General features: G+C 68.1%; 12 protein-coding genes. All 12 read right to left on the bottom strand.

Annotated features, from left to right (window positions below):
• Window positions 1-2 precede the first annotated feature (2 nt).
• A complete protein-coding gene (gene rplC, locus BM287_RS03185; protein ID WP_090035899.1) occupies window positions 3-662 on the bottom strand; it encodes a 50S ribosomal protein L3 in 660 nt (219 codons plus the stop codon).
• A gap of 14 nt (window positions 663-676) precedes the next feature.
• Complete coding sequence (rpsJ, locus tag BM287_RS03180; RefSeq protein WP_018191969.1) at window positions 677-985, bottom strand: 30S ribosomal protein S10; 309 nt, start codon at window positions 983-985, stop codon at window positions 677-679.
• Window positions 986-1,532: 547 nt separating this feature from the next.
• Window positions 1,533-2,522: a hypothetical protein gene (locus tag BM287_RS03175; RefSeq protein WP_090035897.1), complete on the bottom strand. Its 990-nt coding sequence runs from the start codon at window positions 2,520-2,522 to the stop codon at window positions 1,533-1,535.
• Window positions 2,523-2,984: 462 nt separating this feature from the next.
• Window positions 2,985-4,178, bottom strand: coding sequence for an elongation factor Tu (gene tuf, locus BM287_RS03170; RefSeq protein ID WP_090035896.1), 1,194 nt, complete (start codon window positions 4,176-4,178; stop codon window positions 2,985-2,987).
• A gap of 116 nt (window positions 4,179-4,294) precedes the next feature.
• Entirely contained in the window at window positions 4,295-6,409 is a 2,115-nt protein-coding gene (gene fusA, locus BM287_RS03165) for an elongation factor G (protein WP_090035894.1), read from the bottom strand.
• Between the two features lie 120 nt (window positions 6,410-6,529).
• A complete protein-coding gene (gene rpsG / locus BM287_RS03160) occupies window positions 6,530-7,000 on the bottom strand; it encodes a 30S ribosomal protein S7 (RefSeq protein ID WP_090035893.1) in 471 nt (156 codons plus the stop codon).
• Entirely contained in the window at window positions 7,000-7,374 is a 375-nt protein-coding gene (gene rpsL, locus BM287_RS03155) for a 30S ribosomal protein S12 (protein ID WP_011186743.1), read from the bottom strand. Before rpsL ends, rpsG begins: the two co-directional genes overlap by 1 nt.
• Before the next feature lie 348 nt (window positions 7,375-7,722).
• Entirely contained in the window at window positions 7,723-8,217 is a 495-nt protein-coding gene (locus tag BM287_RS03150) for a hypothetical protein (protein WP_090035892.1), read from the bottom strand.
• Between the two features lie 14 nt (window positions 8,218-8,231).
• Window positions 8,232-9,374, bottom strand: a complete 1,143-nt coding sequence (locus BM287_RS03145) for a cation:proton antiporter (RefSeq protein ID WP_090035891.1) — start codon at window positions 9,372-9,374, stop codon at window positions 8,232-8,234.
• Window positions 9,375-9,453: 79 nt separating this feature from the next.
• Window positions 9,454-10,215: a hypothetical protein gene (locus tag BM287_RS17745; protein WP_170857412.1), complete on the bottom strand. Its 762-nt coding sequence runs from the start codon at window positions 10,213-10,215 to the stop codon at window positions 9,454-9,456.
• A 2-nt stretch (window positions 10,216-10,217) separates the two neighbouring features.
• Window positions 10,218-10,973: a hypothetical protein gene (locus tag BM287_RS03135; RefSeq protein WP_244527849.1), complete on the bottom strand. Its 756-nt coding sequence runs from the start codon at window positions 10,971-10,973 to the stop codon at window positions 10,218-10,220.
• Entirely contained in the window at window positions 10,970-12,034 is a 1,065-nt protein-coding gene (gene pilM, locus BM287_RS03130) for a type IV pilus assembly protein PilM (RefSeq protein ID WP_090035890.1), read from the bottom strand. Before pilM ends, BM287_RS03135 begins: the two co-directional genes overlap by 4 nt.
• Between the last annotated feature and the right edge of the window lie 25 nt (window positions 12,035-12,059).

The following is a 12,059-nucleotide window of genomic DNA, read 5'->3' as shown; positions in this document are numbered from 1 at the left end:
GGTCAGGCCCCCTTCACTGCGTTGCGGACGAAAACGATGCGGCCACGGGCACCGGGAACGGCACCCTTGACCAGCAGCAGGCCCTTCTCGGCGTCGATGCCCTGGACCGTGAGGTTCAGGACGGTGACGCGCTCGCCACCCATGCGACCGGCCATGCGCATGCCCTTGAAGACACGGCTCGGGGTCGAGGAGGCGCCGATGGAGCCCGGCTTGCGGTGGTTGCGGTGCGCACCGTGCGAGGCGGAGACACCCTGGAAGTTGTGGCGCTTCATCACACCGGCGAAGCCCTTGCCCTTGGACGTTCCGACGACGTCGACGCGCTGGCCGACCTCGAAGGTCCCGTCGACGGTCAGCTCCTGGCCGGCCGCGTACTCCGCGGCGTCGGCGGTCCGGACCTCGGTGAGGTGACGGCGCGGCGTGACGCCGGCCTTCTCGAAGTGTCCGGCGGACGGCTTGTTGACCTTGCGCGGGTCGATCTGGCCGTAGGCGATCTGGACGGCGTTGTAGCCGTCGGCCTCGGGCGTCCGGACCTGGGTCACGACGTTCGGCGTGATCTCGATGACGGTCACGGGGATGAGCTTGTTGTTCTCGTCCCAGACCTGGGTCATCCCGAGCTTCGTGCCGAGGAGGCCGCGCGACGTCTTGGTCTCGATGTTGGACATGGTGGCACTCCCCCTTAGAGCTTGATCTCGATGTTGACGTCGGCGGGCAGGTCGAGACGCATGAGCGAGTCGACGGCCTTCGGCGTCGGGTCGATGATGTCGATCAGCCGCTTGTGCGTGCGCATCTCGAAGTGCTCGCGGCTGTCCTTGTACTTGTGGGGCGAACGGATGACGACCACCACGTTCTTCTCGGTGGGAAGCGGCACCGGGCCGACGACCGTCGCGCCGGCACGGGTCACCGTGTCGACGATCTTGCGCGCCGAGGTGTCGATGACCTCGTGGTCATACGACTTAAGCCGGATGCGGATCTTCTGTCCCGCCATGTCTGACTCTCTCTCTGGTTATGGCGTCTTACGAGACGGCTCTCTCGAGCCGTTCTTCGCATTGGACGCGGGCGACGTACGCGTGGGAACGCCACTATTCTTCTGTCAACTCCCCGACCCCCGCGCTCGGGCGTGTCGCCCGGCTTGAGGCACAGATGTATCCGTGCCCGTGGTGGTGGTCGAATTGAGCGTGTCCTGCTGCCTGCGGCCTAACCAACGTCCGCCGATCGCTCTCGTGACTGAACACTGTGCGACTCTCGCGGTGGGCTATGCACTGCCTGGCAGTGATCCGGTCGGAGCGCACAGCTGCACGCTCGTTCCGAAATGTTGAACTAGACAAGTTTGCCAGATGATCGGCGATGCTGCAACCCGGGCGTGTCGCGCCGCCCGGCGGGCGCCGGCTGCGCCCCTCTCGCGGCCCTCTCGCGCCCCGCCGGGTGGCGACTGCGGCGCCTCGTAGCGACTGCGGCGGGTCGCCCCGCCGCAGTCGCTACGCGCCGCCGCAGTCGCTACGCGGAGCCGCAGTCGCTACGCGCCGGCGCAGTCGCTACGCGGCGCCGCAGTCGTCCCAGCGGCGGCGGGGGTCGGCGGGCAGGCCCGCTGCGCTGAGGGCCGCAATCAGCTCCGCCGGGCGCTGCACGGCCGGCCAGCGCCAGCGCACGACCGTCCATCCGAGCGCGCGGAGGCGGTCCTCCCGGATCTTCTCCTCGAGAACCACCCGCTCGGCCGTACGGCCGCCGCGGAGCGCGGCATCCAGGTATTTGGCATCGCCGTCGGCCTCCCCGATGATGCGGAAGTCGGGCCAGGCGAAGTCGACGTAGCCGATCCTTCCTCGCGCGTCGGAGAACGACCTCTGCAGCTCCGGCTTCGGGAGGCCGGCCTCGTACATCGCGAGCCTGCTGACCGACTCCAGCACCGATTCGGACCGGCCATCGGCGAAGGAGAGGACATCGAGGGCACGGCGATGGCCGCGCAGAGGCTGTGCCCGCATCCAAGCGGCCAGCAGCCCGCGGCGAACCTCCTCGGAGTACTCTTCCGCAGAGCGGGCGCTCGCGCCGCGCAGGACGTGGTCCGTCGCCGCGACAGCCTCCCGCATCGGAGAGGTCGCGGCGATGTCGACGACGGTCCGGGCCAGGTCGGTGCAGAGCATGCCGTCGATCTGGACGATGTCCTCCTCGGGCACCTGGACCGAGTGCGCCCTGACCCCCCTCGCGGAACGACCGCCCGCCGTGCTGCCCACCGCCACGTGGATGTCGCCGGTGCGTTCGTCCGCGAACGGCAATCCGTGGAGGACCGCCGCCGACCAGTGCGAGAAGATCGGTGCGCGCGCCCGGGTGCGCGCGTAGGCGCTCAGCCGCACCCACTGCTTCTCCGCACGCGCGAGCGCTTCCCAGGTCTCGCGCTCGACGTAGGCGCCGCGTCCCACGCGGACCTCGACGCCGCGCCGGGCAGCGCGGGCGTGCTGCTGACGGGTCTCGTCGTGGCCGACGAGGTGGCGCACGAGTACGAGCATGGGGAGCGAGGAGTCGCGGGTCATCCTCCCGGTCTAGGGCTCATCCACCCCTGAGCAGCCGCCGCTGCGGACTTCTGTGGAGAACCCGCCGCCCCTGCTGCGTGTGGAGAGGTGCGTCTGCGGCGATTGGGAACGTATGCGGTGGCGCGCGCAGGCGCAGACGTTCCGAGACACCGCACAAAGGAGCGGAGCCGGCGATGCCGGCCCCGCTCGAGTGGCGCCTCGCGCCGCCACTCAGCTGAATGTCCTACGACCGCTATGCGGCCCCCGAACTTCCGTTACGAGAACCTGCGGGCGTGGGCTGGTTTGCGAGGCTGTGGGTATCCATAGGCGTTCCTCTCGTCGACGGGACCGTCCGGTTGAAACGGTGCGTCAATTCTGCGTCCGCGATGCCGAGAGGTAAAGAGCTGCGAGAGGATCGCCAGGAAACGCGAAAAAGGGCCGGGCCCGAAGGCCCGACCCTCTCACGAGTGAGTCGCGAAGGACTTACTTGAGGATCTTCGTCACCGTACCGGCGCCCACGGTGCGGCCACCCTCACGGATGGCGAAGCCGAGGCCCTCCTCCATGGCGATCGGCTGGATCAGCTCGACCGACATGTCGGTGGTGTCGCCGGGCATGACCATCTCGGTGCCCTCGGGCAGCGAGATGACGCCGGTGACGTCGGTGGTACGGAAGTAGAACTGCGGGCGGTAGTTCGTGTAGAAGGGGTTGTGACGGCCGCCCTCGTCCTTCGAGAGGATGTAGGCAGTTCCCTCGAAGTTGGTGTGCGGGGTCACAGAACCCGGCTTCGCCACGACCTGGCCGCGCTCGACGTCCTCGCGCTTGGTGCCACGGAGGAGCAGACCACAGTTCTCGCCGGCCCAGGCCTCGTCGAGCTGCTTGTGGAACATCTCGATACCCGTGACCGTGGTCTTCTGCGTCGGGCGGATGCCGACGATCTCGACCTCGGAGTTGATGGCGAGGGTTCCGCGCTCGGCGCGACCGGTGACGACGGTTCCACGACCGGTGATCGTGAAGACGTCCTCGATCGGCATCAGGAACGGCTTGTCCTTGTCGCGCACGGGGTCGGGGATGGAGTTGTCCACGGCCTCCATGAGGTCGAGGATGCTCTGCGTCCACTTCTCGTCGCCCTCGAGAGCCTTGAGGCCCGAGACGCGGACGACCGGGGCGTTGTCCCCGTCGAAGTTCTGGCTGGAGAGCAGCTCGCGGACCTCGAGCTCGACGAGCTCCAGGATCTCCTCGTCGTCGACCATGTCGGCCTTGTTCAGCGCGACCAGCAGGTACGGCACGCCGACCTGCTTGGCGAGCAGAACGTGCTCACGCGTCTGGGCCATCGGGCCGTCGGTGGCGGCGACCACGAGGATCGCGCCGTCCATCTGAGCAGCACCGGTGATCATGTTCTTGATGTAGTCGGCGTGACCCGGGGCGTCAACGTGCGCGTAGTGGCGCTTCGGCGTCTCGTACTCGACGTGCGAGATGTTGATCGTGATACCACGCTGACGCTCTTCCGGAGCCGAGTCGATCGACGCGAAGTCGCGCTGAACGTTGGTCGCCGACGGGTACTTGTCAGCAAGCACCTTCGAGATCGCCGCGGTGAGCGTGGTCTTGCCGTGGTCGACGTGACCGATGGTTCCGATGTTGACGTGCGGCTTAGTCCGCTCGAACTTGGCCTTAGCCACTGTGGGTCCTCCTCAGGACTCTCGTGTAGAGGAACCGGGCGATGGGTTTCGACCGGAAGCTCTACGGGATTGGTTTCTTATGTTACGGGATGTTGCCGAAGGCTGGAGACCCGAGGTCACTCGCCCTTGCTCTTCTGGACGATCTCGTCGGCCACAGCCTTCGGGACCTCCGCGTAGCTGTCGAACTGCATCGAGTACACCGCGCGGCCCGAGGTCTTCGACCTCAGGTCACCGATGTAGCCGAACATCTCGGACAGCGGGACGTTGGCACGCACCACCTTGACACCGCTGGCGTCCTCCATCGACTGGATCTGGCCGCGGCGGGAGTTCAGGTCGCCGATGACGTCGCCCATGTACTCCTCCGGTGTACGGACCTCGACCGCCATGAGCGGCTCGAGGAGCACCGGGTTCGCCTTCCGAGCAGCCTCCTTGTAGGCCATCGAGCCGGCGATCTTGAACGCCATCTCCGAGGAGTCGACGTCGTGCGCTGCACCGTCGACGAGCGTCGCCTTGACGCCCACCGTCGGGAAGCCGGCGAGCACGCCGACCTGCATCGCGTCCTGGATGCCCGCATCCACCGAGGGGATGTACTCGCGGGGCACGCGACCGCCGGTGACGGCGTTCACGAACTCGTACGAGGTCTCCGGGGTGACTTCGAGCGGCTCCAGGGTGATCTGCACCTTAGCGAACTGACCGGAACCACCGGTCTGCTTCTTGTGGGTGTAGTCGTGCTTCTCCACCGTGCGGCGGAGGGTCTCGCGGTAGGCCACCTGGGGCTTGCCGACGTTCGCCTCGACGTTGAACTCGCGCTTCATGCGGTCGACGAGGATGTCGAGGTGGAGCTCGCCCATGCCCTTGATGACGGTCTGGCCGGTCTCCTGGTTCTGCTCGGTGCGGAACGTCGGGTCCTCTTCGGCCAGCTTCTGGATCGCGGTGCCCAGCTTCTCCTGGTCGGCCTTCGTCTTCGGCTCGATGGCGACCTCGATCACCGGCTCCGGGAAGGTCATCGACTCGAGCACGACCTGGTTGTCCGGGTCGCACAGCGTGTCACCGGTGGTCGTGTCCTTGAGGCCGATCACCGCGTAGATGTTGCCGGCGGTGACGAAGTCGACCGGGTTCTCCTTGTTGGCGTGCATCTGGAAGATCTTGCCGATGCGCTCCTTGCGGCCCTTGGTCGAGTTGATGACCTGGGCGCCGGAGTCGAGGCGGCCGGAGTAGACGCGCACGTAAGTGAGGCGACCGAAGAACGGGTGCACCGCGACCTTGAACGCGAGAGCCGCGAAGGGCTCGGTCGCGTCCGGGTGGCGGAGGATGACCTTCTCTTCGTCGCGCGGGTCGTGGGCCTCGATGGAGGGCACGTCGAGCGGCGACGGGAGGTAGTCGATCACGGCGTCGAGCATCGGCTGGACACCGCGGTTCTTGAACGCGGAACCGCAGAGGACCGGGTAGATCTCGCTGTTCACCGTCAGCTTGCGGATGGCGGCCTTGATCTCCGGGATGGTGATCTCTTCGCCGCCGAAGAACTTCTCGAGCAGCGCGTCGTCGGTCTCGGCGACGGTCTCGAGCAGCGTCTGACGGTACTCCTCGGCCTTCTCCTTGAGGTCGGCGGGGATCTCCTGGACCTCGTACTTGGCGCCCATGGTGACATCACCCTTGGAGTCGCCCGGCCAGACCAGCGCGCGCATCTCGATCAGGTCGACGACGCCGACGAAGTCGGACTCCGAGCCGATCGGGAGCTGCATGACCAGCGGCTTCGCGCCGAGGCGCTTCACGATGGTGTCGACGGTGAAGTAGAAGTCGGCGCCCAGCTTGTCCATCTTGTTGACGAAGCAGATGCGCGGGACGTTGTACTTGTCCGCCTGGCGCCAGACCGTCTCCGACTGGGGCTCGACGCCCTCCTTGCCGTCGAACACGGCGACGGCGCCGTCGAGGACGCGGAGCGAACGCTCCACCTCGACGGTGAAGTCGACGTGACCCGGCGTGTCGATGATGTTGATCTGGTTCTTGTTCCAGAAACAGGTGACGGCCGCGGACGTGATGGTGATGCCGCGCTCCTTCTCCTGCTCCATCCAGTCGGTGGTCGAGGCGCCGTCGTGGGTCTCGCCGATCTTGTGGTTGACGCCCGTGTAGAACAGGATGCGCTCGGTCGTGGTGGTCTTGCCGGCATCGATGTGCGCCATGATGCCGATGTTGCGGACCTTCTTCAGGTCAGTGAGCACGTCCTGTGCCACAGGGTTCCTCCGAAAAGTTGAAAGTGGAAGGTGTCGCGTCCGGGCGGCACCCAGTGGGGTGCAACCGCCCGGACGGACGCCATGTTCCTCAGCGGGCCGGCAGGGCCGGCCGCGCCGCGGTTACCAGCGGTAGTGCGCGAAGGCCTTGTTCGACTCGGCCATCTTGTGCGTGTCCTCGCGGCGCTTGACCGCGGCGCCGAGACCGTTGGACGCGTCGAGGATCTCGTTGGTGAGACGCTCGGTCATCGTCTTCTCGCGACGGCCCTTGGCGTAGCTGGTGAGCCAGCGGAGCGCCAGAGTGTTCGCGCGGTGCGGCTTGACCTCGACCGGAACCTGGTAGGTCGAGCCGCCGACGCGGCGGCTGCGGACCTCGAGGGTCGGACGGATGTTGTCCAGAGCCTTCTTGAGCGTGGTGACCGCATCCTGACCGGACTTGGTGCCGACGCCTTCGAGCGCGTCATACACGATGCGCTCGGCGAGGCCCTTCTTGCCGTCGAGGAGGATCTTGTTGACGAGCTGGCTGACGACCGGCGAGCCGTACACCGGATCGGCGACGACGGGGCGCTTCGGAGCGGGACCCTTGCGAGGCATTACTTCTTCTCCATCTTCGCGCCGTAGCGGCTGCGAGCCTGCTTGCGGTTCTTCACGGCCTGGGTGTCCAGGGCGCCACGAACGATCTTGTAGCGGACACCGGGGAGGTCCTTCACACGACCGCCGCGGACGAGCACCATGGAGTGCTCCTGCAGGTTGTGGCCCTCACCGGGGATGTAGGCGGTGACCTCGGTCCCGTTGGACAGCTTCACGCGGGCGACCTTGCGGAGCGCGGAGTTCGGCTTCTTCGGGGTCGTGGTGTAGACGCGGGTGCACACGCCGCGCTGCTGGGGGTTGGCCTTCAGGGCGGGAGCCTTGGTCTTGGTGACCTTCGGCGTCCGTCCCTTGCGGACCAACTGCTGAATGGTTGGCACTGACTTCTCCTTGTATGGACTGCACGGTGACAGCTGTTGCATTTTCCCCATGAGCCACCCACCCGCATCGCGGGCGTCAGGCGTCTGGGGGAATCGGCTGACAGGCGTTGTCCGCCGGCCGATATGCCGTGGGGGCTGAGATCCCGTGCGGTCTCTCTGCCCATCGGATGAGTACGTGCCGGCCCGCTCATCCCCGGCCCGGAAATCCGGGCATGCGACGAGCGCGCGGCAAAGCGCACACCCGATAAATACTATCCGCCGTGTCCCTGCCGGTCAAATGAGCGAGGGGCCGAGGGAGCGCTGTCCGCGCAGGGCGAAAGGAGGGTGGAGCGGCTCAGCCCTGGGCCGTCACTCGTCGTCGTCGCGCTCCCAGGGCCAGCGCGGCCGTCCCCGCTGGCTGAACCGGCCGACGAGGACCAGCTGGTAGAGCAGCGTCACGACGAACGCCGCAGCGGCGGCCGTGATGGCCGGCCAGCCGCCGAGCTGCGCCAGGCCGAAGAGGACGTAATGCAGCGGGTCGCGCGGATCGCCCACCGCACCGGCGATCCCGCCCGCGACGGCGAAGACGACGTAGCAGGCGACGCCGACGCCCAGCGCCGTCCCCGGCGCGATCCGCTGGCGGTCGCCCGGGACGCGCGTCCCGAGGGCGATGAGGAACACGAGCAGGACGATCGTCGCAGCTCCCACCATGACCGGTCCGACCAGCGGACCGGCCGCCGGATCGGAGACCACGTCGGTGTCCGTCGCGAGGGAGATCAGGCCGAACGCGGCGACCAGCAGCGCCAGGTAGAGCCCCGCCGCGAAGAATGCGACGATCGTGGCGTAGGCGCGCTCGTCACGCATCCGTCATCCGCCGGTCAGTATCCCTGCTGGGCGTACGTCCCCTGCTGAGCGTACGCGGCGGCAGCCTGGTTCTGGGCGTCGGCCACCTGCTGCTCGTAGTCGGCCTGAGCCTCGGCGTTGCGCGCCTTGAGCCGTCGGCCGCGGCCGGCGAGCCAGGCGCCCGTCCAGACCGAGATCTCACGGGCGATCAGGCCGGCGAGCACCGCGAACGGGTTGACCCAGGCGCTGCGCAGCAGGATGACGAACTCGTTGGAGTTGCGCTTCCAGTACTCGGCGTCGATCAGGCTTGCGCCGATATAGACGAAGTAGACGAACACGGCGACGAAGAGGCCGCCCAGGATGTAGGCCCACCAGCGCGCGCGGTTCAGGAGCTGGATGAGCACGACCATCCCGATGAAGAACGCCACGACGGGCACCCATCCGCGCAGCCCGCCGGTGAAGAACTGGATCAGCGCCGGCAGGAACTCGTCGCTCGGCGTCAACAGCGAGCCGACGATCAGCACGGCGGCCGCCCACAGCACGGCGAAGGCGAGGGTGCCGACGAGGGCGATCAGGATGCCGACGCCGCGGTTGCTCTTCTTCTTCGGCGGCTCGGGACGCTGGAGGTAGATCGGCGTGACGGGCTGCGGACCCGGGACGGACGCGCCGGGTCCGGCGGCCGGCGCCGCGGTCGCCTCACCGGCAGGCGCCGGGGCGTAGGCGACGGTGGGTGCCTGGCCCGACTGCCGGAGGTTGGCCGCCTCCGCCGCTGCGATCACGGGCGTCGCCGACTCGACCGGGGATGCTGTGTCGAGGGTCGCGTCGCCTGCCGCGGTCGCGGAGGGCTGGGCGCCGGAGCGCGCGACAGCCGCAGCGACATCGTCCTCGCTCGCGACGACGGGCTCGGGCTCGGCGATGGCGGCGGGCCGTGCGGGCTCGGCCGGTGCCGCTGGTGCTGCATACGCGGGAGCGTGCTCCGCGCCTGCCTCCCCGGCCGGACGGTTGATGTGCCCGCGGGCCGAGACCGGGTCCGACGGCGGCTCGGCCACCTGGTGGTCGCCGTCCTGCGGCTCTGCTGCGGCCGACGCCGCCGGTGCGGTCGCGGGGGCGACCTGGTCGGCGTCCGGCGCGGGCTCGTAGGTCTCGCGCTTGGGCGCGGACTCCGGCGTGTCGCTCATCCTGGCTCCTCCATCGGCCCGGCGGGCCCGTTGCGCCCACTGTAGCAACGGGGCGGGCCGTGTCCAGGGAGGCGGGCCGTCAGTGCGACGGGGTGGGGGTCGGAGTCGGGGTCGAGCCTGCCGTCTGGCCGTCCGGGGTGACGACGTAGACGAGCCCGGAGATCGTGGCCTTCTGTGCGCCGCTCGGATCCGGAGCGGTGGTTCCTCCCTTGCCCGTCCCGGGCTCTGTCGTGATGCCGCTCACCAGGAAGAGCCGCTCACCTGACTGGATGCCATCGACGAACGAGAGGACCTGGTCATAGGTGCCGGCCACATCCAGCGTGATCGCGAGCGACGAGAAGTTCTTGGAGTCGAGCTCTGAACTCGTGACCGGCGGCATCCCGGCGACGGCAGTCGGGCTGGGAGTGGGCGTCGGCGTGGCAGCGGAGGACGAGGGCGACGGAGACGGCGTCCCCGTCGGTGTCGCCCCGCCGGACGCCGCGGGCGGCGCGACCGGAGCATACGGCTTGGCGTCGGCGACGGAGACGCCCGTGACGATGACACCGGTTGTCGCGGCCAGCGCATTCACCTCATCGACGAACGCGGGCATGGCGGAGTCGGCGGGCACGGACCGGGACAAGTCGGCCAGTTGACCTTTCAGCACACTGAGGTGCGCGAAGTCCCTTTTCAACTGGGCAAGCGTCGCCTGGTGCTGCGCGTTGAGCGTCTGCACCTGCGCCCGCTGAGTGTCGGCCGTCGCGACGGCCGCCAGTTGCGGTGCCACGCCGACGAACCATCCCAGTGCCAGCACGATCGCCATGAGAAGCACCGAGCCGATGATCCAGAGTCTGTTCTTGTCCATGATCACTTACCCGTCTTCTGTGCGAAACGGTGAGAGAAGGCCCTCGCATCGATGTGCATCGTGATCGTCACGGTGTAGATGCCCGAGGCGGAGTCGAGAGCGACAGAGCCGGGAAGGGCGTCGGTGTAACCCGGCAGGGTCTTCAGCGCATCCAGCCAGGACGGCACGACCGGAAGAGCCGGGCTCTTCGCGGTGAACACGATCGTCGCGACACGGGGGCCTTGAAGCGAGGCGGACGACTGCTGATACAGCTCGATGGGGGTGGAGGAGTCGATGTTGACGGTCGCGATGGTGACGCCGGCGGGGAGGGTCGCCTGCACCTTCTGCAGATAGGGCTTCCAGTCGATCTCGGTCGAAGCGCCGACTTCCTGTGCTGTCTTGATCAGATCCACCTGATTCTGAACCGCGCGGACCTTCACGAACTTCAGCTCCTGGGCGAGGAGCGACTGGGTCGTCGCCTGCGCGCCGGCGAGCTGCGCCTGCGCATTGGTCGACGCGGCACCGGCCCCCAGGACTCCCAGCGCGACCACGGCGACCACGGCGAGGACGGCGAAGACGAGCCGTCGGTGCAGGGCAGCAGCCCGACGATCCGCCTGCACTTCAGGCGGCAGCAAATGTGCACGCGGCGTTGCACCCAGTACCAGCTGCTCATGGCGCCGGGCTCGGCTCTCGGGTGCCGGCCGGCTCCGGCCGTCGCCGGAACGGCGGCCCGAGCGCTCGACCGTCGCCGAGGCGTCGGGTTCGGCTGTCTGTATCATGCTGCCGCTCCCATCGCCAGACCGAGTGCTGCCGAAAGGGCGAGACCGTCACGTCGTACGTCGTCCGCCGCAAGGCGCGGCGCGAGAGTGACCGCCGCCAACGGGTCGCCCGCAATCACGGGGATGCCGGTGAGCCGCGCGAGGCTTTCGGAGAAGCCGGGGAGCAGGCCGCCGCCACCGGTCAGAACGATGCGACGGATCGCCTGCTCCGGGCGTGTGTTCGTGAAGAACGAAATCGTGTTCCTCAGGCTGTTCAGCAACTCGCCGGTCGGGCGCTGGATGAGCTCGAGAGCTGGGCGATCCTCCGCCGACTGCACCGGTCTCACGCCGATGCGCCGCTTGACCGCGTCCGCGGTGGGCGCGTCGAGTTCCAAGCCCTCCTGGACGGAGCGCGTGACATCCACTCCCCCGGCGGGGATGAGACGCACGAACTGCGGCACACCATCCTCCGTCATCACCACGCTGGTAGTGTTCGCGCCCACATCGATGAGGACGGCGCCTCCGGGCTCCGACGCCTCCGCCCGCGAGCCCGGTCGCGGAAGGAGGAGGCGCGTGAGGGCGAAGGGGAGCAAGTCCACGTCCTCGACGGTGAGGCCGGCGAGCCGGGCGGCCGTCACGTTCGGGATGACCGCCTCCTTGATCACGGCGATCAACAGGCCACGCACGGCCGGCGCCCCCTCTCCGTGGACCTCCGCTATCGGGTAGAAGTCGAGCAGCGCATCGGAGACGGGGACAGGGAGCATGTCCTGAACGACGAACGGAAGGGACTCCCGGATGTTGATGAGCGGCGCCCGCGGAACGGTCAGCTCCCGCGCGAACACCTTCTGATTGCCGACGCCCAGAACGACCCGGCGCGAGGTGAATCCGCCGGCCTTCCACACCCTTTTGAGTGTCTCGGCCACCGTGTTCTGCTCGACCACCTCGCCGCGGACCACCGCGCCGGGCGGAAGGGCCGCTTGGTGGTAGCGCACGAGCGTCGGTCGTGGCTTGAACGGGTCGGCCAGCTCCACAGCGCGCACCGAGTCGCTACCGATGTCGAGGCCGACGATCTTGGATGCCATCAGTCGACTCCTCTTCCTGTCAGCG

The organism is Leifsonia sp. CL147 (assembly GCF_900114565.1).
GTDB lineage: Bacteria > Actinomycetota > Actinomycetes > Actinomycetales > Microbacteriaceae > Leifsonia.
Note: the sequence above shows the minus strand (reverse complement) of the source record. Positions and strands in the feature narration are given on the sequence as shown.